This window comes from Anaerobacillus alkalidiazotrophicus (assembly GCF_001866055.1).
Map to the genome: position 1 here is coordinate 439,207 of NZ_MLQS01000030.1, position 23,112 is coordinate 462,318.

Annotated in this window: 21 protein-coding genes, 1 riboswitch and 1 other annotated feature; of the genes, 18 read left to right on the plus strand and 3 right to left on the minus strand. The window is 34.6% G+C overall.

Going from position 1 to position 23,112, the window contains the following annotated elements:
- Positions 1-318: 318 nt before the first annotated feature.
- Positions 319-507, minus strand: coding sequence for a hypothetical protein (locus tag BKP45_RS18040; RefSeq protein WP_407639598.1), 189 nt, complete (start codon positions 505-507; stop codon positions 319-321).
- A gap of 471 nt (positions 508-978) precedes the next feature.
- Positions 979-1,247: a binding site (T-box leader), on the plus strand.
- Between the two features lie 171 nt (positions 1,248-1,418).
- Here BKP45_RS18040 and BKP45_RS18045 point away from each other — a divergent pair.
- Positions 1,419-4,061 carry a valine--tRNA ligase gene (locus tag BKP45_RS18045; RefSeq protein WP_071389967.1) on the plus strand — a complete coding sequence of 881 codons (2,643 nt, stop codon included), beginning with the start codon at positions 1,419-1,421 and terminating at the stop codon, positions 4,059-4,061.
- Positions 4,062-4,113: 52 nt separating this feature from the next.
- Here the strand turns inward: BKP45_RS18045 and BKP45_RS18050 are convergent, their stop codons facing one another.
- The gene (locus BKP45_RS18050) at positions 4,114-4,389 is read right to left on the minus strand and encodes a YqzG/YhdC family protein (RefSeq protein WP_245747469.1); all 276 of its coding nucleotides are present in this window, start codon (positions 4,387-4,389) and stop codon (positions 4,114-4,116) included.
- An 84-nt stretch (positions 4,390-4,473) separates the two neighbouring features.
- On the minus strand, positions 4,474-5,340 hold the full coding sequence (locus BKP45_RS18055; protein ID WP_071389969.1) for an ATP-grasp domain-containing protein: 867 nt from the start codon (positions 5,338-5,340) through the stop codon (positions 4,474-4,476).
- A 90-nt stretch (positions 5,341-5,430) separates the two neighbouring features.
- Between BKP45_RS18055 and BKP45_RS18060 the strand changes: the two genes are divergently transcribed.
- From BKP45_RS18060 to BKP45_RS18140, 17 genes are all read left to right on the plus strand, one after another.
- On the plus strand, positions 5,431-6,705 hold the full coding sequence (locus tag BKP45_RS18060; protein ID WP_071389970.1) for a bifunctional folylpolyglutamate synthase/dihydrofolate synthase: 1,275 nt from the start codon (positions 5,431-5,433) through the stop codon (positions 6,703-6,705).
- 97 nt (positions 6,706-6,802) lie between these two features.
- Positions 6,803-7,312, plus strand: coding sequence for a type IV pilus modification PilV family protein (locus BKP45_RS18065; protein WP_071389971.1), 510 nt, complete (start codon positions 6,803-6,805; stop codon positions 7,310-7,312).
- Between the two features lie 3 nt (positions 7,313-7,315).
- The gene (locus BKP45_RS18070) at positions 7,316-7,789 is read left to right on the plus strand and encodes a PilW family protein (RefSeq protein WP_071389972.1); all 474 of its coding nucleotides are present in this window, start codon (positions 7,316-7,318) and stop codon (positions 7,787-7,789) included.
- 13 nt (positions 7,790-7,802) lie between these two features.
- Complete coding sequence (locus BKP45_RS18075; RefSeq protein ID WP_071389973.1) at positions 7,803-8,780, plus strand: type II secretion system protein; 978 nt, start codon at positions 7,803-7,805, stop codon at positions 8,778-8,780.
- A 31-nt stretch (positions 8,781-8,811) separates the two neighbouring features.
- Positions 8,812-9,759, plus strand: a complete 948-nt coding sequence (locus BKP45_RS18080) for a hypothetical protein (RefSeq protein WP_071389974.1) — start codon at positions 8,812-8,814, stop codon at positions 9,757-9,759.
- 21 nt (positions 9,760-9,780) lie between these two features.
- Entirely contained in the window at positions 9,781-11,070 is a 1,290-nt protein-coding gene (locus tag BKP45_RS18085; RefSeq protein ID WP_071389975.1) for a VanW family protein, read from the plus strand.
- Between the two features lie 160 nt (positions 11,071-11,230).
- A complete protein-coding gene (locus BKP45_RS18090) occupies positions 11,231-12,895 on the plus strand; it encodes a GspE/PulE family protein (RefSeq protein ID WP_071389976.1) in 1,665 nt (554 codons plus the stop codon).
- Between the two features lie 18 nt (positions 12,896-12,913).
- Positions 12,914-13,954, plus strand: coding sequence for a type IV pilus twitching motility protein PilT (locus tag BKP45_RS18095; RefSeq protein ID WP_071389977.1), 1,041 nt, complete (start codon positions 12,914-12,916; stop codon positions 13,952-13,954).
- Entirely contained in the window at positions 13,954-15,159 is a 1,206-nt protein-coding gene (locus BKP45_RS18100; protein WP_071389978.1) for a type II secretion system F family protein, read from the plus strand. The genes BKP45_RS18095 and BKP45_RS18100 overlap by 1 nt, the downstream gene beginning before the upstream one ends.
- 88 nt (positions 15,160-15,247) lie before the next feature.
- A riboswitch (cyclic di-GMP riboswitch) is annotated at positions 15,248-15,331 on the plus strand.
- Positions 15,332-15,444: 113 nt separating this feature from the next.
- On the plus strand, positions 15,445-15,885 hold the full coding sequence (locus BKP45_RS18105; RefSeq protein WP_071389979.1) for a type II secretion system protein: 441 nt from the start codon (positions 15,445-15,447) through the stop codon (positions 15,883-15,885).
- A 107-nt stretch (positions 15,886-15,992) separates the two neighbouring features.
- Positions 15,993-16,760: a prepilin peptidase gene (locus tag BKP45_RS18110; RefSeq protein ID WP_071389980.1), complete on the plus strand. Its 768-nt coding sequence runs from the start codon at positions 15,993-15,995 to the stop codon at positions 16,758-16,760.
- 191 nt (positions 16,761-16,951) lie between these two features.
- Positions 16,952-17,926 (plus strand): type IV pilus biogenesis protein PilM, encoded by a 975-nt coding sequence (pilM, locus tag BKP45_RS18115; RefSeq protein WP_169824104.1) that lies wholly within the window; start codon positions 16,952-16,954, stop codon positions 17,924-17,926.
- A complete protein-coding gene (locus BKP45_RS18120; protein WP_071389982.1) occupies positions 17,916-18,494 on the plus strand; it encodes a PilN domain-containing protein in 579 nt (192 codons plus the stop codon). Before pilM ends, BKP45_RS18120 begins: the two co-directional genes overlap by 11 nt.
- A complete protein-coding gene (locus BKP45_RS18125; RefSeq protein ID WP_071389983.1) occupies positions 18,495-19,178 on the plus strand; it encodes a type 4a pilus biogenesis protein PilO in 684 nt (227 codons plus the stop codon).
- Positions 19,179-19,346: 168 nt separating this feature from the next.
- Positions 19,347-20,471, plus strand: coding sequence for an SPOR domain-containing protein (locus BKP45_RS18130; RefSeq protein ID WP_169824105.1), 1,125 nt, complete (start codon positions 19,347-19,349; stop codon positions 20,469-20,471).
- Positions 20,472-20,800: 329 nt separating this feature from the next.
- A complete protein-coding gene (gene aspA, locus BKP45_RS18135) occupies positions 20,801-22,216 on the plus strand; it encodes an aspartate ammonia-lyase (RefSeq protein ID WP_071389985.1) in 1,416 nt (471 codons plus the stop codon).
- 276 nt (positions 22,217-22,492) lie between these two features.
- Positions 22,493-23,050: a Maf family protein gene (locus BKP45_RS18140; RefSeq protein WP_071389986.1), complete on the plus strand. Its 558-nt coding sequence runs from the start codon at positions 22,493-22,495 to the stop codon at positions 23,048-23,050.
- The last annotated feature ends 62 nt before the right edge of the window (positions 23,051-23,112 follow it).

Sequence of the window (23,112 nt, forward strand, 5' to 3'; positions counted from 1 at the left end):
GAGAAGTTTAGGTGGGGGATTAACTGCCTCTAAAGGTCCGATATAGAATAACTTTCATCAGTGAAGCTGATGATTAGTTATTCTGATGCCTGTGGTATAAGTTGAACTAACAATCAGTGGGGGATGAACGAAAACCTCCCACTGATTGAAGTTCAGCTTTATGAAAGAATGGTGTGAAACTACTTTTGAGCGCCAACAAGAATCCTAATTACTTACCTCTATTAAGCTTATAAATATACTCCTTGTTCTAGAAGATTTTACTACAAAGTGTTACTTTCAGTCGAAAAGGTATTCTTGTTTGTTCTTCACCGAGATTTGTTATAGTACTCCAGCAACGTACGTTAAATATAACACAACTAGTATGGCCAGGAGAACTACATCAATGGTTGTAGGAAACAGAATTGTTCTAATTAGTTGAAACATTGATAATGGGATTAAAAATTGATAGCCAGCATCACGAACTCTCCGTAACCAAAGAGGAAGTCGATATTTACCTTTTTTAAACACCAAAAGTCATCCTCCTTATTTTATATTTCTTATTCGTATAATGAATCTCATTCAATATTTTCTCTACTAAGATACTATAACTATTTACGCTAAACTATTCGTACTAGATATAGATGAATACGGCTCATTATGAAATTCACTGAAATGAAAGTAATTCTTTTTCTAACAAGAGCTTAAGTAAACAAACGTTTCTTACATCAGTGACTTTGCTAGAAGTAAAGCTTCTCTAATATTTATGATATGCTACTAAGTTAGGCGAGTGAATATTATTTTTAAATTAAATTGAAAACAATTAGATTAACTGAGATGTGAGAACGGGAATATGAATTTATTGTTCAATGGAACGTCAAAATATTTATTTCATGTATGGAACAAGAAATTTTGGAAATAATGCTAGTAAATTTTGATGTCACCTATTGACGTTTTTTTGTTATTACATGTAAAATATTATTACACATTTGAAGTGAATATTTATCTGCTTAGAATGGGAAGAGTACATTTGTAAGACCATCAGAGAGAAAAATCAAAGTTACCTACTAGTGAGGTATCTTTTGCTGAGAGATTTTTTTGGTACGAAAAATGGAAGGTCGCCCTGGAGCTGCTTTTCTGAAATTTTTAAACTAGTAAGAAAAGCCGGTTACATAACCGTTACATAAATGAAGTGTGCTATTTAAATTCATTTTTATTAGAATTATAGCAAACAAAGGTGGTACCGCGAATCTACTCTCTTCGTCCTTTGAGGATGGGGGGAGTTTTTTTATTTTGAAAAAATAACTTATTTAGGTTTGAAAGGTGGATAGCCAGCGTTTATTCATTTGAAGGCACTTTAACTTACTTATGTAATAAATTTCCAGTGCTTTTAGTGTGTGAATAAGGTGCTTGCACTTTTCTTAAAAGGGAGGAAATAAGAGATGGTAAATCAAGATTTATCAATGCCAACAAAGTATGATCCAAAAGATACGGAAGCGAAATGGTATCCGTTCTGGTTAGATGGGAAATTTTTCGAAGCGAAAGGTGAAGAAGGTAAAAAGCCATATACAATTGTAATTCCACCACCAAACGTGACTGGAAAGCTGCATTTAGGTCACGCTTGGGATACAACTTTACAAGATATTTTAATTCGCACAAAACGAATGCAAGGTTATGATGCACTTTGGCTTCCTGGAATGGATCATGCTGGTATTGCGACACAAGCAAAGGTTGAAGGGAAACTTCGTGAAGAAGGTTTAAGCCGTTATGACTTAGGTCGTGAGAAGTTTTTAGAAAAATCTTGGGAATGGAAGCACGAGTACGCTGATTTTATTCGTAAGCAATGGTCAAAGCTTGGGCTTTCATTAGACTATTCTCGTGAACGTTTTACATTAGATGAGGGCTTATCAAAAGCTGTTCGTGAAGTGTTTGTTAAACTATATGAAAAAGGGCTAATTTACCGTGGCGAGTACATCATTAACTGGGACCCACAAACAAAAACGGCATTATCGGATATTGAAGTTATTTATAAAGACGTTCAAGGTGCCTTCTACCACATGAAATATCCGTTAGCCGATGGAACGGGTTATATTGAAGTCGCGACAACTCGTCCCGAAACAATGTTAGGTGATACTGCTGTAGCTGTTCACCCTGAAGATACTCGTTATCAACATTTAATAGGTAAAAAAGTTAAGCTTCCTATAGTAGGTCGTGAAATTGAAATTGTTGCTGATGATTATGTAGATATGGAATTTGGTTCCGGAGCTGTAAAGATTACTCCAGCCCATGATCCAAATGATTTTGAAATTGGGAACCGTCATAATCTTGAACGCATCCTTGTTATGGATGAGTCAGGTAAAATGAATGAAAATGCGGGTAAGTATGAAGGTTTAGATCGTTTTGAGTGCCGTAAGCAAATTGTAAAAGACCTACAAGATGCAGAAGTATTATTTAAAATTGAAGAACATATGCATTCAGTTGGTCACTCAGAACGTAGTGGAGCTGTTGTCGAGCCATATCTTTCAACACAATGGTTTGTTCGTATGGGACCTCTTGCTGAAGAAGCGATTAAGTTACAAAAGTCGGAAGGGAAAGTCAATTTTGTTCCTGAACGCTTTGAAAAGACTTATTTACACTGGATTGAAAATATTCGTGATTGGTGTATTTCTCGTCAGCTATGGTGGGGTCACCGCATTCCTGCTTGGTACCATAAAGAGACGAAAGAAGTATATGTTGGTCATGAAGCACCAGCAGATCTTGAAAATTGGACACAAGACGAAGATGTTCTTGATACATGGTTTTCATCAGCGTTATGGCCATTTTCTACAATGGGTTGGCCAGATAAAGATGCGGCTGACTTTAACCGTTATTATTCTACAGACGTTCTAGTAACTGGCTATGATATTATTTATTTCTGGGTTGCGCGAATGATTTTCCAAGGTTTAGAGTTTACTGGTGAACGTCCATTCAAAGACGTGCTTATTCACGGATTAGTACGCGATTCTGAGGGACGTAAAATGAGTAAGTCATTAGGAAATGGTGTTGATCCGATGGATGTCATTGACAAATATGGTGCCGATGCCCTCCGTTTCTTCCTTTCAACGGGAAGTTCCCCGGGAAATGATTTGCGTTTTTATTGGGAAAAAGTCGAATCAACATGGAATTTCGGGAATAAAATTTGGAACGCATCCCGTTTTGCTTTAATGAATATGGAAGGCTTAACTTATGAAGAAATTGATCTTACTGGCAAAAAGTCAATAGCAGATCAGTGGATATTGACACGCCTACAAGAAACAATTGAAAATGTTACACGATTAATTGATGCCTATGAATTCGGTGAAGTAGGTCGCCTACTTTATAACTTTATTTGGGATGATTTCTGTGACTGGTATATTGAAATGGCAAAATTACCTTTGTACGGGGAAGATGAAGAAGCTAAGAAAACAACTCGTTCAATTTTAGCTTACGTTCTTGATCATACAATGAAACTGTTGCATCCATTTATGCCGTTTATTACAGAAGAAATTTGGCAGCACCTTCCGCACGTAGGAGAGTCAATTACAGTTGCACCTTGGCCAGTAAGAAACGAAATGCTAGTTTTTCCAGAAGCAACAAAGAAAATGAATTTACTTAAGGAAATCATTCGATCTGTTCGTAATACAAGAGCAGAGTTAAACGTTCCAATGAGTAAAAAGATTGAGTTGTTAATAAAGGCAAAAGATAGCGAAGTACTAAGCAATCTTGAAGAAGGACGTAGTTATTTAGAGAAGTTCTGTAATCCAGATCAATTAATACTTGGTACTGATTTACAAGCACCAGAAAAATCAATGTCATCAGTTCTTACTGGTGTAGAATTGTACTTACCATTAGCAGGGCTACTAGACCTTGATGCAGAAATCTCTCGCCTAGAAAAAGAATTAAAACGACTTGATAGTGAAGTCGAACGTGTACAAAAGAAATTAAATAACCAAGGCTTCGTTTCTAAAGCACCGGCTAAGGTTATTGAAGAAGAGAAAGCAAAAGAAAAAGACTATTTAGAAAAACGTTCGACTGTGCAAGCAAGAATTGATGAGTTGAAAGCATAAAGCTAAAGAGGGTGCCCGAAAAGTGTCTGACACTTTTGGGCACCCTCTTGCTTTACCTATCTGTTTCTCGAAATGAAATAGATCTAAATTGATTAGTTTGTGGATCAAATTCAACATCGACAAAAACACCAAACTCACGATTATTCTCGCGTAGCCATAGTTTAAACTTTTCAATGGAAATCTGATTGGTTTTATTTTCTCTCCCTATATGAAGATAATCAATGACACTTGCATTTGGATACTTCTTTATAGTTTCTTTAATAGCTATGCTTCCCCATTTAGCATAAGGTGGTATCTCATTATCAGCCAATACTCCTATTGATAACATCCCAAGTAAACAAAAAACTATTGTGAAAGTAACTGTATGCCTCATTTATCACACTACCTTTTTTAAGCATAGTATGTACATTAGTTACTCTAAACTTTTCAAAATATACTCTAAATAAAGTTTTACAATATTAACATTGGAATGAGCATAAAGTGTTCGTGATCCAGCAACATCTTCAATTTCATTAAAAATAAATGAACCATCTTTTGCAAAAAGGAAGTCTATACCGACAAAGCCAAATTCATCGTCAAATTGATCTATGATCTTATGTACTAACGCCTGTTGTTCACTCGATAACTCGTACAGCCGAGCTTTCCCACCTAATGAGAAATTAGCACGAAAATCATTATCAGAATACCGGAGTATTGCAGCAATAATTGTTTTTCCTACTACAAATACACGTACATCACGTCCAGGAACATCCCCCATTCGTTGAATAATTAGTTCTTTAGCTTGAACTTTCCAAAGTAACGTCCTTAATTCCTCTACGCTAGATGCTGTAAACACTTCATTCCCACCTCTTCCAGTGACATCTTTGACGACGACCGGATATGGAAATGGTAAATAATTGGGTTCGAATTCGTCCCGATTTATAAATAATGTATCTAGCATTGGAATGTCTTTATTAGCTAAAAATTGGTGTGTCTTCCCTTTATGATTACAAATATCTGATGTGAACGCTGAGTTATAAACTTTAATTTGTAAATCTTCGAGCTGTTTACTCAGTAGCGGGTCATTATTTCGTGAAATTACAAAATTGGGTTTTTCAAGCGTGACTCCTTTATGTAGAATAAATAGTCTATGATTTAATACACCATAGCTAAGGTCCTCTTTTAGTAGTAAACGAAGGTCAATATTTAGTTTTGTTGCTTCTTCTATAAACCATGTAATAAAGCCTTCGTTTATCTTCGAACTTTCTTTATTATAAATTAACCATCCTGTTTTTTTCATTTGTACTCCTACCTATTCTTAAATTTTCTTGCTTGTAAGACATTCATATTATACACTAATATGAAACATAATTTTAAAGGAGCTCGAACGATGATCTCTTATGATGAAGCATGTAATATTGTAAATTCGGCTAGTAAATTTGGAATTTGTTTAGGCTTGGAGCGAATGGAAGAAATATTAGTCCACATTGGTTCTCCAGAAAAAAAAATACCGGCAATTCATTTGGCTGGTACAAATGGTAAAGGCTCTACCCTAACTTACTTAAAATCCATTTTTACGGAAGCGGGGTATTCCGTAGGGACGTTTACTTCACCAGCTATTCGTAAAATAAATGATAAAATTCAAGTGAATGATAAAGAAATTCCAGATTCTGACTTTGCTCTTATCGTTGAGCAACTGAGCCCAATTATTAATAAAATAAAAAGAACAAGCTTAGGGGCACCAACAGAGTTTGAAATCATGACTGCTGTTGCATTTCAATATTTTGCAACAAAGGCAAAACCAGATATTGTACTAATTGAAACAGGACTCGGAGGTAGATTAGATTCTACGAATGTCATTCAACCGCTCGTCTCAATAATAACCAATATTGGACATGATCATATGGATATTCTTGGTCATACAATTGAAGCAGTAGCTCAAGAAAAAGCAGGTATTATTAAACAAGGTGTACCTGTTGTTTCAGGGTGTAAACAATCAGATGCTATTGAAGTAATGAAGAAAAAAGCGAAAGAAGCTTCCGCTACTCTTTATCAATTTGAAGAAGACTTTACTTGTGATCGTTCCGGAGATCATTTTTCTTTTCAATACAAAGATTATGTTATACAAAATTTAAAGACTGGGATGCTAGGAAGCCACCAACAAGAAAATGCAGCGTTAGCGTTGATGGCAATTTGTATCCTTGAAAAAAATGGTTTTCAGGTTGGAGAAAAATCTATTCGAAACGGGTTGGTTAAGGCAAAGATCGCTAATCGAATTGAAATCGTTCAAGAACAACCAACGATTATCTTTGATGGTGGGCACAATCCAGAAGGGATGGAGGCTTTAGCAACAACGTTAGCAAATTCTTTTCCTTCTAAAAGTGTATACATCCTTTTTTGCGCAATGAAGGATAAGAATATTAAAGATATGTTAAAACCGATTAGTACGTTTGCAAAAGAAATTATTTTAACGAGCTTTTTATATGATCGCTCCATGGATCCACACCAAGTTTATGAAGAATGTTCGTATCCGAATAGCAAAGTAATTGAAAATGTATCTGATGCTTATGATTACTTAGGAAAAGAATTACATGCTGATGATGTATTAGTTGTGACTGGGTCGTTATATTTCTTAAATTATTTTAGAAATGAATGTAAAAAGTAGTACTTGCTACTTTTTACAAATACCCAATGCTTTTATTTTATAGTATATTAGTATTGGGGACTATCTACCTAGAAAATAGATTCGAAGGGAGAAGGTAATGTTTAGAAAAAAAATAAAAAATATATTATCTTCTGTTGAGGCTAAGCTATTTTACGGTAGTCAAGGTGGTTTTACGCTAATTGAAGTTCTTGCATCATTGGTTATTCTATCAATTATTCTAGTAACTTTTTTTAGTTTTTTTAATCAAGCTTTAATATTTTCAGGTAAAAATGAAGAAAAACTTGTAGCTTACAACTTAGCAAGAAAAACATTAAACATCGTAGAGGAAGATTATGCTGATCTGAATGGAATTGAACTAACCATTTCATGTGAAAGTTACCCAACTAATTATCGTGACGATTTAAAGTTGGCTCTCTATGAAACAACATGTTATTACAAAGAAAATAATCGTTATTATTTTCCAGAAATAACGATTACGAAACAATCTTTTGATAATTTTACAAGTCCAGTTTTATACCTTATTCATGTCAAAATATATTCATCTGATCATTTAGTAGAACGAGAACTTTTGTCTGAAACGTTTGGGTATGTAAGGGGTGGAGGTTAATTGATGTATGTAAAAAATAGTAAAGGTTTAACATTAATTGAGCTATTAGCTACCCTTTCAATTTCAATAATTATTTTAGGGCTCGTTTCGAGTGTTCTTATTCAGAGTTATCGAAGTATGGAAGTAAGTAACACCCATATTGATCTGAGGCAAGAAGCCAATATTATTATAACGATGTTGGCGAACGCTCACGAAAAAAATAATTATGAGATTTTCTATAGTAAAACTGAGAATGATGAATGGGAAATTATGATAGGAGATCAAAAAATTATAAGTAGAGATTATGATCTTGTAGTAAAACTAATTTCAGATAACTCAACTTTAGAAATTGATACTAGTATAACAGATCCACAATCCATTAGTCTTCTTTTTACAGTGAATGTAAAAGAGCCGCTACATGTACAGGAATTAAGATTAACGGATATAAATGATCCGACAAAATCATTTGAACTATCTACAATTATAAGCCGTTTGTAGGAGGTAGGTATACATGAAACGATATTTCAATAATCGAGGTTATACTCTAATAATAGTCCTCCTAACTATTGTATTAATTAGTTTGTTTTCCTTAATGCTTATTCCCAAAGCCTTAAGTACATCATTGCAGGTAAATAAAAGCGAAGGAATGGCACAAGCGAAAGATCTTTCTGAAATGGGCATCCATTACGCACATGCATATTTTGAAAATATAGTAAATCTGGCTATTGAACAGGCCAAAGCTGACCCGGGGTTTATAAATCAGACAGTAAATCATGATTTACTTTTTTGTGAAAATTTTATTAGTCTTTTACCAATCGAGCAAACATTTGCTGAAAAAAGCATAAATAATTCGGCTTATTATTATAAGGTGAGTTTTGAGAAAGAGGTTAATGATTTTTTTACCAATTGCAGTGGTTTTCAGGAAATTATACTTCCGATTGAGAGTATAGGAAAGGTAGATAATAACTCAAATTCAGAAAAGCTAATTAGAGCAAATTTTGTTGTAGAAAATGAAGGTGAAAAATCAATCATAGGTCCATGTCAGGGGGAAATTTGTCCACCACCACCACCTCCTGAAAATTTACCTTTTAATATAATAAATACAGAGATCAACCTCTCAGGTCAGACTGTATCAAACTATATATACACTTCCCCTAAGTTTACACAATCAGTTGTCTTAGCAGGGAATTCTAGACTGATAGTTGGTGGAAATGCTTGGGTTAGTGGCTCTTCGCTTCGTTTTAATGGTAATAATGCAGAGTTAATAGTTGGTGGAAATGCATACTTCACAAGTCCAATTGATTTTAGAGGTAATGGAAATAAAATATGCATTAGAGGAACGGCTTATCTTTATGATCACATTGAAAAAAAATGGAACGTTTACGATGTTCCACAATTTATTAAATCATGTTCAGGAGTTAATGAAATAGGGTATTTTTACGATATTAATCAATGGAAAATAAATGAAGATATAGATGTATATTATTAGTTACGTATTTTAACATAAAGGGTGACATACCTTGGTACAGTTTATTTTTATCATTATTGGAGTTGTTTTCTCGGTTCTAATTTTTAGAATTTTTCCTTTTAACGTAAAGCGTAAGTATTTAATAAAGGTGATAGGTATTGCTGCTGTAAATGTACTACTCACTTTTTTGATGTATTCCATGTTTTCATTACCTGCTGCTTTAGGTGGCCTTTTAGTATTGACAGCTCTATTTGCTTATTTAGTAACGAACCAAGAAGCAGTTGATACTTATGTATATAAAGAAGTGAGTGAGAAAGATACAGAAAAAAATGAACAACACGTACAACAACCAAATGAGCTTAATACTCCACATATTCAATTAGGTCAAGATAGCATTGATCATCTCGTTCAGGCTGTTGCTGTTGAGGGCTTAGAGAGTGCGTTAGAGAAGGAAATCACTCCTAGATTAAAAGAGACTTTTACTTCACCTGAAGAGAATCAAGCTATTAAACAACAAGATGAGCAGGAAAATCTTGAAGTAAATGAATATATTATAAGTGAACCTATACAGAAAATAAAAATAGAAGGAGAAAACATGGTTCACATTGAAGAACCCTCTGAAAAAATTTCAAAAGATAAAGAGATTGAATTGTTAGGTGAAGATGAAAATAGGGGGGAGTCTTTTGAGTACAATGAACGAATAGAAAGGAATGGGACTTCTAGTAAAGATGAACTAGAACTATTTTTTGCAGGCAGTACTCGAAAGATCATGCTTGAAGATGAAATAGAAGATCATAAAGAAGCAACAGAATACCATTTACCTCTTTATGAAAGAAGCGTATTTAATGAAATTAAGTCCGAAAAAGTGACTGAATTAGATGAAATAAATAAAGATAAGCAATATGTTGATGTTGAAGCAAATAATAAGCAAAGTGAATTAAAGGAAAGTATCTTGAAAAAACGCACAAAGCTTTTTGAAGATATTGAAAAAGATTACTAAATTAAGGGAGAGGAAGGGAGTATGAAGGATTACCGGTTTTTTAGTAAAACGTTTTTAATAATATTATTTTATACTTCTTTTATCGGTTTGTTCTCTGTAGGTGGAACTTATGCAATCGAGACATACTACCCTAAACAAAGTTATTTTCCAGACGGCACAATGCTAAGTTCAATACCGATTAGTGGATTATCAGAAGCTGAAGCTAAAGATGCAGTAAGAAGTGAAATTGAAAATTGGAAAAGTAGTGCATCTCTTTCAATCGTATACTTTGATGAAGCAGTTGAATTAGATACTAGTCAAATTGAGTTTTTCATTCAAGAAAGTTTACAAGGTGTTGAAAATGGATATGGTGACCTTTACTCAAATGTTTCATCAATGACATTAAAGAAAGCTATTGAATCTCTTTCTTATGATGTTAATACCATAAATCTAAATTCGCTAACGGAAGAAGTTCAAACCTATGTAAATTTACTAAGTACAAGCCCACTTTTTATTGATATAAATGACTACGTATCACCTAATCGTCCAATTGAAGTTGTCGCAAGTAGTGTTACAACAAATTTTGAAAGTACATTATTACTCCCAAGATGGGTAGAACAACTCGATGGCGTTGTGATTGATGGCAGAAGTAGATTTTCTTTGCTTCAAACTATGGCTGACCTAGGTGCAGTACGTACAGAGACAGAATCATTAAATGTATTAGCTACTGCTCTTTACAATTTGTTTTTAGAAACGAACTTTCAATTTATTGAACGACATGGTGGGAGGGTTTTACCGAATTATGCAGATGCAGGTTATTATTCAGTTGTTAAACCTGATCAAGCAGATTTGATTGTAGAAAATCCTAATTATTATTCGTATACACTCAAATTGGCATTGGTGAATAATGAATTGACAGCTTCACTTGAAGGGGTATCTTTACCATATCAATTTACAGCTGTTACAAAAAATGAAAAAGTCATTGTTCCAAGGAAAGTGGTTCATTTTTCTTCTACTCGTAGGAAAGGTGACAAACAAATAGTTGAAAATGGCAAAAATGGTTATTTTGTAGAATTGTACCGTCAAATAAGAAATAAAGAATCAAACAAACTGATTAAAGAGTACTTATTATTTGAAGATTTTTATTCACCAGTCCATCAAGTTGAGGAATGGAGTATAAAAGAGCGACTAGAACAGCTTCGAAATGCTAATGACATTGAAGAACAATTAGACAAAGGTGAATTATTACCGCAGCCCGTAGAGGATCAAGATGATATTGGTTCAGATGAACAATATTTTGATGAAGCAGATGAATTAATGAAAGGTTATTAACTGAGAAAAGTTCATAATTATCCAAAACACTATAGCTATATTTAGTTATGATCGGTTTTACCGTAACTAAATGATGGATCTTAGTGGCGAGAATAATAAATGATGAAATTTCATTAACGACCTTTGCTGATATTACTTAATTGTTAAGTGGGGTATTTGCATGGCAAAAGAACGAAAGCGATTAGGCGACCTACTTGTTGAAGCAGGTCTTTTACAGAAAGATCAAGTTGAAGCAACGTTAAGGTCGAAAAAACAAGGTCAAAAGCTTGGCGACGCGTTACTTGAACGAGGTTTAATCACAGAGCAGCAATTAATTGAAGTATTAGAATTTCAATTAGGTATACCTCATATTTCCTTGCAACGCTATCCTGTAGATACAACATTAATGAATATTGTTCCTAAGGAGCTTGCACGAAGAAACATTTTAATCCCAATAAAAAGGAATGGAGATCAACTTCTCGTTGCAATGGCTGATCCGATGGACTACAATGCGCTAGATGATTTACGTATGTCTACAGGTTTCCAAGTTGAACAAGTCATTGCATCTAAAGAAGATATTCTACAAGCGATTAACAAACATTATGCAATAGATGAGTCCATGCGAGACTCTCTTGTAGAACAACTTGAGGAAGATTTAGCTGCAGCTGTAGCCAATGCAGGTGAAGAAGATGCGCCAGCCATTCGTTTGGTCAATCAAATTTTACTAAATGGAATTCAAAAGAAAGCTAGTGATATTCATATTGATCCTCAAGAAAAGAAGTTACTTGTTAGGTATAGAGTCGATGGTCTCTTAAAAACTGAGAGAGCTTTACCAAAAAATTTACAAAATGTCTTAACAGCTAGGATTAAAATAATGGCAAACTTAAATATTACTGAAACGAGGTTGCCACAAGATGGTAGGATTAAGGTTACGATTGATTTTAATCCGATTGATTTACGAATTTCAACATTACCTACTGTTTATGGAGAGAAAATTGTTATACGAATTTTAGATTTAGGTTCTGCCTTAGTGAACCTTGGACAACTTGGTTTTAATAAAATCAACTATAAACATTTTGTAAACTTAATTGCAAAGCCTTCAGGTATTATTTTAATTACTGGACCTACGGGTTCTGGGAAAACCTCAACATTATATGCAGCATTGAACCACTTAAATAGTGATGAAGTTAATATTATTACGGTTGAGGATCCTGTTGAATATCAAATCGAAGGCATTAATCAAGTACAAGTTAATACAAATGTTGGACTAACTTTTGCTACTGGTTTACGTTCAATTTTACGTCAGGACCCTAATATAGTTATGGTCGGGGAAATTCGTGATGCTGAAACTGCTGAAATTGCGATTAGAGCTTCGCTAACAGGGCATTTAGTATTAAGTACACTCCATACGAATAGTGCAATTGCGACAATTCCCAGGTTAATTGATATGGGGATAGAGCCTTTTTTAGTTGTATCTTCACTTTCTGGGATCGTTGCTCAACGACTTGTCAGAAAAATTTGTCGTGAATGTAAGGAAGAGTATGAACCAACAGAAATGGAAAAAAATCTATATATACGCCGCGGTATTAAAATGGGTAAAACATATCGTGGTAAAGGCTGTGAGGTTTGTGGTTCTACGGGGTATCAAGGACGTGTCGCAATTCAAGAAATATTGGTTATTGACGATGAAATTCGCCAGATGATGATGAATAACAAAACGACAACATCTATTCGTGATTACGCACTTCAAAATGGGATGGTTTTTCTTATGGATGATGGTTTATTAAAAGTTAAGCAAGGACTAACAACAATAGAAGAAGTACTAAGGATTGCAATAGAAGACTAGACAAGGAGGAGCAATGAAATGAAAGAACGACTTGAAGGATTGTTAAGAGCGGCTTTTGAAAAGGGTGCATCTGATTTACATTTAACAGTCGGTGTTCCTCCTGTTATGAGAATTAACGGTGACCTAAAACAGTTTGGAGAAGATATTTTAAAGCCAAATGATACAGAAGCAATGGCTAAATCAATCATTTCAGAAGGACTTTGGAAGGTTTTTTTGAAAAAAGGTGAATTGGACTTTTCTCATGGAATAATTGGTTTATCTAGGTTTCGGATAAATGCTTATTTTCAACGTTCCTGTGTTAGTATGGCTATACGAGTTGTACCGACAAGCATACCAACACTCGAACAATTAAACATGCCAGTAGTTCTTAAAGATATAGCCAAAAAACCACATGGACTTGTTCTTGTCACAGGTCCAACTGGAAGCGGAAAGTCAACGACTCTTGCTGCGATGATTGATCATGTAAATAACACCTATCGAAAGCATATTATTACGTTGGAAGATCCAATAGAATACTTGCATAAACATCGCCTATGTATTATTGATCAACGAGAAATAGGGTTTGACACTCAAAATTTTGCTAATGGTCTCCGTGCGTGCTTACGTCAAGATCCTGATGTTATTTTGGTAGGGGAAATGCGAGATTTAGAAACAATTTCTACAGCTATTACCGCTGCAGAAACAGGTCACCTTGTATTAGGGACGTTGCACACGACAGATGCTCCCGCTACCATTGATCGAATTATTGATGTATTTCCACCAAACCAACAACCGCAAGTTCGAATACAGCTTGCCTCTGTATTAAAGGCAATTGTGTCTCAACGATTACTACCAACTGCAGATAATCAAGGTCGTTGCGCTGCTACGGAAATATTAATTAATAATTCTGCTATAAAAAACTTAATACGAAATGAAAAAATACATCAAATAACAAGTGTCATGCAGACTAGTAGGGCAGTAGGGATGCATACTCTTGAAATGTCAATAAAAGAGCTCTTAGAACAGAAAAAAATAAGTGAGGAAGTTGCTCAACCTTATGTTAGTGAGTTGGGGTCGTAATGCCGTATTTTAAGTATACTGCAAGAGATAGAACCGGTAAGTTAAAAGAAGGACGAATAAAAAGTTTCTCAGAGAGAGAAGCAAAAGAAACATTAATCGCTGATGGAATGATTTTGAAGGAAATTGAAGAATTAACGGGGCTATTATATAAAGATATTTCCTTTGGAAGTGCGGTAAAGTCACAACAATTTGTCATGTATTTACGTCAATTTTCAACGTTACTAAAAGCTGGAATTTCAGTTATTGATGCGACTAGTATATTAGCTGAACAAACAAACTCGAAACGATTACAATATACATTAAAATCAATTGAAATAGAACTTCGAGCTGGAAATCCATTCTCTGAAGCTGCTGAAGCTCATAAAAAAGTTTTTCCAGCCTTGTTTACAAATATGCTTCGTGCAGGTGAAGTAGGCGGGAATTTAGATGAGGTTTTAGAAAGGTTAGCTACTTATTATGAAAAGCAATATCTTACTAGACAAAAAGTAATTTCTGCTCTTTCATATCCTGCAGTCGTAGGCTCTATTGCGATAATTGTTGTCGTCTTTCTATTGTCATTCGTCGTTCCGACATTTGCTGATTTGTTTCGATCATTCGATTCAGAGCTTCCGTTGATTACCAAGATGGTTTTATCAGCTGGTAGTGTTTTTAAAAAAGTTTGGTGGTTGCTAATTTTATTATTTATTGGCATGGTTGTCGCTTTTAAAGTCATTCAAGAAAATCGACGCTATAAATATTATTTTGACTTATTAATTTTGAAAATTCCTATCTTTGGATCATTATTTCAAAAAGCGGTATTAGCAAGAATGACACGTACACTAGGGTCACTATTTTCTTCATCAGTCCCAATTTTACATGCAGTTTCGATCGTTGAGAAAATAGTAGGAAATGAAGTAGTGGCAAAGGTAATCCGTGAATCCCGAAACGCACTAGAAAAAGGGGAATCGATAGCGGGTCCTATGGAAGCCCATTGGATTTTTCCACCACTTGTAACTCAGATGGTGCGAGTAGGAGAGAAAACGGGATCACTTGACACAATGCTAGACAAGGTCGCCGATTTTTACGAGACAGAAGTAGACATCGCTACAGAACGCATTAAATCATTAATAGAACCTTTAATGATAGTCGTTCTAGCAGGTATAGTCGGAGTTATCGTTGCTTCGATTGCCATACCAATGTTTCAGATTTTTGAAAATATTGGGTAAAAAGTCATAAAAAGTACTAGTCAAAATGATATAAAACTACTAGAAGAAAACTATTAATAGTATTATAATAGTATTAGTATTAAATAAAACAATATTTTGAAGCAAAGAAGAATCATCTATATTTGGGCACTTGGATGATTTGGAGCTAGTAGTGCAACCGGCCAAATTTTGTATATGCATAAATTTATGGATATAGAAGAGTTGGTCGTCTTTTATTTTTAAAGTCATTTCGTTGCAAACAGCTTTAAGTAAACTTCAAAAAAACTTATTAATGGAGGAAAGATAATGAGAAAATTGTTAAAAAACCAAAAAGGTTTGACGTTAATTGAATTGTTAGCAGTTATTGTTATTTTAGGGATTATTGCAGCGATTGCAGTACCGAGTATAGGTGGGATAATAAGTAAAACTGAGGATAAAGCAATTGTAGCAGAGGCAATCCAGATCATTAACGCAGCTAAATTAGATCGAGCTGCTAATGGAGCTGCAATGAAATGGACACATACTGGTAAAGATAATAGTAGAAAATTGGAGGAATATTTAGAGAAAGTAGATCAAAATAATACTAATTATACTGTTACACGTAATGGAGTAGAATTTTCAATAAGTGGACATCCAGCAGTTCAAAAAATAGGTGGTACAGTAGATGGAAGTGTTACTGAAAAAGAATTAAATGACTTTGCTAGAGATGGTAAAAAGAAAGAAAGTGATCCTGATCCTAATGATTAATAACAATTAAATGATTTTGCTAGAGAAGGTAAAACGATTGTTGATTAATAGTATGTGAGAAAAAATGAGTTATTATAAATATTCATAGAAAGGTATGTCACTTATTTATGATGGCAAGTATCTACCTCTACACCTTCACCCTAGGTCTTGTCCTAGGGTCTTTTTACAACGTCGTTGGTTTGCGGTTGCCGAATGGTCAATCGATTGTTCGTCCCCGTTCTCACTGTTCAAAATGCAAGCGGACGTTATCTGCATTAGAATTGATTCCTGTTACTTCTTACATATTTCAAAAGGGGAAGTGTAAAGGATGTGGGACGAAAATATCTCCCATCTACCCTTTCATAGAGGCTGCTACGGGTCTTTTATTTGTTTATGCATTTTATCAATTTGGGCTTACATTGGAAACTATTGTTGCTTGGGTTTTCATTTCATTACTCATTATCATTTTTGTTTCTGATATCCACTATATGATAATCCCAGATCAAGTTTTACTTTTCTTTGCACCAATTCTTTTAGTCATGCGTTTGTTTGTAGCGCCTTTAGACACATGGTGGAACCCATTTTTAGGTGGAGTTATCGGCTTTACTTTACTACTAGCCATTGCCATTATTAGTAAAGGTGGTATGGGTGGCGGTGACATTAAATTATTTGCTGTCATTGGGATTACTTTAGGGTGGTCCGGGGTTTTACTTGCTTTTTTTCTTTCTACATTGATCGGGGCAATTATTGGTATAATAGGTTTAACGTTAGGGAAAATAAGGCGTGGTGAGCCCATACCATTTGGACCATTTATCGTAATAGCAACTCTCATCACTTATTTTTTCGAAAAAGAGATTTTTACATGGTATTGGAGTTTATTTATATCCCACTATTAAATGGGCATTTACCTACAACAGAAAAAAGGGAAAATTTGGTTTGGGAGAAACGATTCTGAAAATCGGACAAGTTTACCTTTTAATTATGAAGTATAATGACCCTGCTTACTGAATGGTGGTAAAATTAGTTAGAATCATTGTCATTAGAAACGTGGTGAAAAACTGTGGTGTTTTTTCGTGGAAAAAAGCAAATGAGAACAGCGATAATCATTAAAGATCATGTGATTCGCTTTGTTCATGCAAAGCGAGCAGACTTAGCTAGTATTGATTCCTTTGGAGAAAGGTATTTACCTACTGGAGTGATTCATGATGGGAAAATCGTCGAGTGGGAAACGTTAGAAGGGATATTGCAGGATTGTATTGAAGAATGGCAGTTAAAGAAACATTATGTTCAGTTTATTGTTCCTGATGCCTATACGGTTTTACGTCATGTTCAAGTACCCCTTAGCATAAAAGTAGATGAAATAAAGGGGTATTTATATACAGTTATTGGCGAAACGGTACATCTGCCGTTTGATGAAGCTACCTTTGATATCCATAACTTAGGTGAGAAAGATGGTCAAAGAGAAGTTTTGTTAATTGCTACACCAGAAAAGAAAGTCCAGGAATACGTAAATTTATTAACTGAAGTGAAGGTAAAGCCGAATGCTGCCGACATCTCAGTTTTATCTCTATACAGATTAGTACATTTTTTGGATCGAGATAATAAAAATGATCATTTTTTGTTTGTACAAGTTGATTTACTATCAATAAATATTACAATTTTTCATAATCAGAAACCTGTTTTTATGAGGCACATAAAGCTATCGACCGAAAATAAGTGGAGGTATTTGAACGAAGGTGAAGGTATCGAAGAAGTTTCTTGGGAAGGAAATCAAAGTGAGATAGAAAACCAAGTACAAGACATCATAACGGAAGTTGAGCGGATTATGAATTATTATCGTTACAGTATGAGGCAAGGAAAATATCGTGTAACAAAATTGGTTGTAGTCGGAGATCATCCATATTTAAGTGATATTAGGAAGAAATTTCAAAAATCTTTTGATATTGATATCGAAACGATAAGCAAAGAGTCAATTAAGACTATGAATGGAAAAGAGATACCTGAACGCTTCTATGAAATTGTAGGATTAGCTTTGAAAAAAGAGGTTCACGATGTTAGTTGAAATTAATTTATTAACGGAAAAAGATAAAAAAGATATAACGAATTGGCTAATCGTCACGGTGATCTTTGTCCTATTACTCGTTTCTTTACTATTCATTTATGTCCATAGTAATAAATATGAGGTAGAAATTGATGCTCTTACAGACGAGCGCTCCTTCGTTCAGGAACAAATTTCCCTAAAACAGCAGTTATTCGACGATAAGCCAGCTTCCTATCATGAACAATTGAAAACAGCAATTTATTCTTTAGAAAAAAGAGTTATTCCAACTTCAATGCTTCTAAATGAGGTGGTGAGATTATTGCCTGAACATGGTTATTTCTCACAGTTTTACTTTCAAAAACCTGACGAGGTAACGATAATTGCTTATTTTGACCAAATGTCTTCCATTGCTGCCTATAGTTATGAGCTAAATAAGTCTCCATATATGTTTTCTGTTCATTTAACGAGTATTGAAACAGCAATGATGGTTGGAAATGAAACGATAGTTGATGATATTTTACCGAGGTATGTTGCTAGTTTTACAATAAAAGTAAATCGATCAGCTTTTCTTGTAAGGGAGGACTCATAGATGAAAGTATCATTTACGAAGAAAAAACTGATCACTCTCATTACTGGAATAGTTTTAGTTTTCATTAGTTACCTGGGTTGCTACTTTTATTTGATTTACCCCAAATTAACGATTATCGATCAGGTAACTCACCAACTTGAAACTGAAAAACAAATTTTATTGACATTAGAAAAAAGTCTTTTAAAAGAAGAGGACCATATTGAAGAAACAACTGAACTGCAAAGGCAGCTACCAGTTGAGCCACTCATGGACCAATTACTATTAGATTTTCAGAGAGTAGAGGCATTATCAAACAGCTACATTATTTCAATGACTATTGATCAGGATTCAACCGTTCATTCTGTGGTTCAAGAAGACGTGGAAGAAAACTTGGAAAATTCGTTTGATACAATAGAAGGAATAGTGGTAATGAATGTAAGTGTAACAGTCAATGCAAAAATGTATGAAGATCTTTTTCAATTTCTTGTTGAGATCGACCGTTTACCTAGAATAGTAAGTATAGATAACATTTCATTTATAGGAGCGCAAGAAACAGAAATCATTCACGATCCTCAAGAGTATCTTGAGTTTTTTGTAACAGTAAGTACGTTTTATTACCCTGATTTATATGAGTTGAGTGATGAGGTACCAAAAGTTATTCATCCTAACCCTAGTGAGAAACAAAGTCCGCTTCTCATCCAATAAAAAAATTAGAACAAGACTGACTTAAAGTGTACTACGTGTAAAAGACATTTTATCAGAAGTCTTGTTCTTTTTTAGGAAATTATTTCTATATCCCTTTTATTTTTCTAGTTCTATCTATCAATATTTATTAATAGACTATAGTAAATTGATTATAGAAAGGAGCTGGCAATGTTGGACAATACGAAGAAGAATGACCGGCGAATTTCAATCGTATTAAATGGACAAGAGAAACGGTATGAAGAGCTGGAGAAGGACAAGCACGCCTATGAGCATTTACTAGAAAAGGAGATAAGTGCAACTCAAGAAGAGGATCAAAAGGATGAATTTCATTGGATCCTCCCTGAAAACGAAACAAACGATTCTTCACCTAAAATTGTTGACTTAGGGGAGAGGCGTCATAATAAAAAAAAGTTAGAGGGGCCTTTTTGGGATGATGGAAAAAGTGAACAAGCCCCTAAGTTGCCACCAACAAAAAGAAAAAAGAAACAAAAGTTTGATTTTAAATTTAAAATCAAAGACCTTCCCTTAGGAATTATTGGTATTGTTATGTCTGCAATTATCGTAGGTGTTAGTTTTGGCTTTATGATGTTAACGATCTTTACTGGTGATAAACCACAAGCCATGGAAGTGATAAATCCTGTACAAGCTACAGAAATCGCGACAACAGAAATTGAAGCCCCGGAAGTGGTTATGAATGGACAAATTCCTGTTCTTGGAGTCGAGATTGTGCAAGGTGGTGCGTTTTCTTTAGTAGATAAAGCTACTGAAACAGCGCAGTCTATCCAAAATAAAGGATTTGCAGCAGCGATCACAAATACAACCGAGCCTATCTATTTATTTATTGGCCTTGGTATAGACCGAGAACAAGCGAATGTTTTAGCCGAGCATTATAAGGCTAATGGACAAGATGTATATGTAAAGCCATATGCTGTTACAACTTCAGGTACGGTTGATAGTCAAGAACAATCTCTTTTCCTAGAAACAAGTGTAGATTTATACCAACAACTAATTTTATTATCCGTAAATGGACTAGCTAATGGATCATCATTAGTAACAGACGAAACCCTAGCTGATTTAAAGGCAACTAATGAGATACTTGTATCATTAGGGAACCCTTTTAAAGATAGTGAACAAGAAACGTTAGCTAACGATTTTCAACACGCATTAGATAATGCTTATCAAAGTATGTTAAGTTTTGCTTCTTCTCAAGAATCAAACAACCTATGGCAAGTACAACAATTCTTATTAGATGGAATGTTAGCCTATGAGAAGTTAGTGAAGACCTTTACGTAATTCTAAAATGGCAAAAGAGGATGACTCAAACGTCGTATAAACGATCAATGAGTTCAGCCTCTATTCTTTTTCTTATTTTTGTTTTGACTGAGTGAATTTCATAATTACCTAAATGGAGCTACATAAGTCTAAATGTTGTTGGAAACGATCTTCATCCAACAACATTTAGTATCAGAGTAGCGAAAATAAGCAATTATGAAATTCATTAGACTTTTATCTTTTTACAATTTATAACTAATGTTGTACATAATATAAAAATGTTAGGGTAAAGCTGAAATGAATGTCACACGTTAGATGCAACAAATAGACAAAGAGGTGGAGGTTTTTACATGTCAAATGTTCGAATTGAACGCGATTTAATGGGAGAAAAGGAAATACCTCAAGACGCTTATTATGGGATCCAAACGGCACGTGCCATTGAGAATTTTCCAATCACTGGTTATCCGCCACACCGTGAATTAATTCGAGCGTTCGGGTTTGTAAAAAAAGCAGCAGCAATGGCAAATCGCGATGTAGGGGTATTAAATAAAAAAATTGCTGATGCCATCGTTAAAGCGAGTGACGAGATCATTGAAGGAAAGCTCATTGAACATTTTGTTGTTGATTCGATACAAGGTGGTGCTGGGACTTCATTTAATATGAATGCAAATGAAGTAATTGCTAATCGGGCAATTGAATTCCTCGGGGGGAAAAAGGGAGACTACATGACAGTTAGTCCGAATTCGCATGTTAATATGGCCCAATCAACAAATGATACGTTTCCAACAGCAATCCATATTGCCTGCTTACATTTAGCTAGAGGGCTTACAAGTTCATTACATGAATTAATTACTGCATTGGAGAAAAAAGAAAAAGAATTTGATCAAATCATAAAAATGGGGCGTACCCATCTTCAAGATGCTGTACCTATTCGTCTTGGGCAAGAGTTTGGTGCGTATAAACGTGTTTTGTCTCGTGATTTAAAACGCATTGAAAATTCGGTCGGTCATTTATATGAAATTAATATGGGAGCCACCGCTGTAGGTACTGGATTAAATGCAGTACCAGAATATATTACTCTTGTTGCAAAATATTTAGCAGAACATACAGGTATGCCGTTTAAAAGTGCTGAAGATCTTGTTGATGCTACGCAAAATACCGATGCATATACTGAACTTTCGAGTTCATTAAAAATATTAGCGATTAATATATCAAAAATTGCTAACGACTTAAGATTGATGAGTTCTGGCCCGCTTACTGGAATAAATGAAATTAACTTGCCACCTCGCCAAGCAGGTTCATCGATTATGCCTGGTAAAGTCAACCCGGTTATGTGTGAAGTCATAAACCAAATCTCGTTTCAAGTGATTGGTAATGATCACACGATTTCTTTAGCATCTGAAGCAGGTCAATTAGAATTAAATGTGATGGAACCTGTATTAGTATTTAATTTATTACAATCTTTATCAATTCTTCAAAATGGAATGAAAGTATTTAAAGAATACTGTATCGAGGGAATAACTGCTAACAGAGAGCGTTGCTTAGATATGGTAGAAGGAAGTGTTGGAATTATTACTGCAATAAACCCACACGTAGGATATGAGGTAGCAGCTAGAATTGCAAAAGAAGCCATTCAGACAAAACGTCCAGTTAGAGAAATTTGTATTGAAAAAGGGATACTCTCAGAGGAAGAGTTAAAAGTTATTCTAGATCCAAATGAAATGACTGTACCTGGAATTGCTGGGGCAGATCTACTTTTTGAATAAGTAAATGTCTTAGTTTACCAAAACCAACCGACATAAAACTATAGCTAGTTGGAGTGGTTCAACGATATAGTATCTTGGTGGAGAAAATAATTTAAAAATAAAAAAAATAATTGAAAATTTTGTACAATTTGGTATCCTAAGTATATCCTTTGTACAAAATTTTCTTTTTACATGAAGTTCAAAAAATAGGCACATATTTTGCTGCCCTACCTTTTGGTCCTCAAGGTAACGTTTTGAACAGCTATGAGAAAAATAATTAGACAAAGGAGAATCTTCGTGAAAAAACTCATATTAGCCTCTGGCTCACCTCGCCGAAAACAGCTTCTTGAACAAGGGAAGCTTGAATTTTCTATTTCCACAAGCACAGTTGATGAAAACGTAGATGAAACGACCCCAAATGAAGTAGTAGAAGAGCTTGCGATGAGAAAGGCAAAAGATGTCTTATTACGTCATGATGATAGTATTATTATCGGAGCTGATACAATTGTTTCTATAAATGGGCAAATTTTAGGAAAGCCTAATAATGAAACTGAAGCAACAGAAATGCTCCAACTCCTTTCAGGAAACGATCATGATGTATACACTGGTGTAGCAATACTCTCAAAAGAGAAAACTGTACTCTTTCACGAAAAAACAGTTGTATCTTTTTGGGAGCTAACAAACGAAGAAATTTTTCAATATATTGCAAGTGGTGAACCTTTTGATAAGGCTGGATCCTATGGTATACAAGGGTTAGGTGCTTTATTTGTCAAAAAAATTCACGGTGACTATTTTACTGTTGTCGGACTACCACTAGCGAGGACCATAAGAGAGTTAAAAACTTTCGAAGTTTAATCGGGAGTCGCTTAAGTTTTCGATACCATGTCTTGCATCAAAAGCTGCTCCCACGAAAAAGG

Excerpts from the sequence above, each read along its gene's own strand:
- BKP45_RS18045 (WP_071389967.1), top strand. The coding sequence starts at position 1,419 with ATGGTAAATCAAGATTTATCAATGCCAACAAAGTATGATCCAAAAGAT.
- BKP45_RS18050 (WP_245747469.1), bottom strand. The coding sequence starts at position 4,389 with ATGTTATCAATAGGAGTATTGGCTGATAATGAGATACCACCTTATGCT.
- BKP45_RS18055 (WP_071389969.1), bottom strand. The coding sequence starts at position 5,340 with ATGAAAAAAACAGGATGGTTAATTTATAATAAAGAAAGTTCGAAGATA.
- BKP45_RS18060 (WP_071389970.1), top strand. The coding sequence starts at position 5,431 with ATGATCTCTTATGATGAAGCATGTAATATTGTAAATTCGGCTAGTAAA.
- BKP45_RS18065 (WP_071389971.1), top strand. The coding sequence starts at position 6,803 with ATGTTTAGAAAAAAAATAAAAAATATATTATCTTCTGTTGAGGCTAAG.
- BKP45_RS18070 (WP_071389972.1), top strand. The coding sequence starts at position 7,316 with ATGTATGTAAAAAATAGTAAAGGTTTAACATTAATTGAGCTATTAGCT.
- BKP45_RS18075 (WP_071389973.1), top strand. The coding sequence starts at position 7,803 with ATGAAACGATATTTCAATAATCGAGGTTATACTCTAATAATAGTCCTC.
- BKP45_RS18085 (WP_071389975.1), top strand. The coding sequence starts at position 9,781 with ATGAAGGATTACCGGTTTTTTAGTAAAACGTTTTTAATAATATTATTT.
- BKP45_RS18090 (WP_071389976.1), top strand. The coding sequence starts at position 11,231 with ATGGCAAAAGAACGAAAGCGATTAGGCGACCTACTTGTTGAAGCAGGT.
- BKP45_RS18095 (WP_071389977.1), top strand. The coding sequence starts at position 12,914 with ATGAAAGAACGACTTGAAGGATTGTTAAGAGCGGCTTTTGAAAAGGGT.
- BKP45_RS18100 (WP_071389978.1), top strand. The coding sequence starts at position 13,954 with ATGCCGTATTTTAAGTATACTGCAAGAGATAGAACCGGTAAGTTAAAA.
- BKP45_RS18105 (WP_071389979.1), top strand. The coding sequence starts at position 15,445 with ATGAGAAAATTGTTAAAAAACCAAAAAGGTTTGACGTTAATTGAATTG.
- BKP45_RS18110 (WP_071389980.1), top strand. The coding sequence starts at position 15,993 with ATGATGGCAAGTATCTACCTCTACACCTTCACCCTAGGTCTTGTCCTA.
- pilM (WP_169824104.1), top strand. The coding sequence starts at position 16,952 with ATGAGAACAGCGATAATCATTAAAGATCATGTGATTCGCTTTGTTCAT.
- BKP45_RS18120 (WP_071389982.1), top strand. The coding sequence starts at position 17,916 with ATGTTAGTTGAAATTAATTTATTAACGGAAAAAGATAAAAAAGATATA.
- BKP45_RS18125 (WP_071389983.1), top strand. The coding sequence starts at position 18,495 with ATGAAAGTATCATTTACGAAGAAAAAACTGATCACTCTCATTACTGGA.
- BKP45_RS18130 (WP_169824105.1), top strand. The coding sequence starts at position 19,347 with ATGTTGGACAATACGAAGAAGAATGACCGGCGAATTTCAATCGTATTA.
- aspA (WP_071389985.1), top strand. The coding sequence starts at position 20,801 with ATGTCAAATGTTCGAATTGAACGCGATTTAATGGGAGAAAAGGAAATA.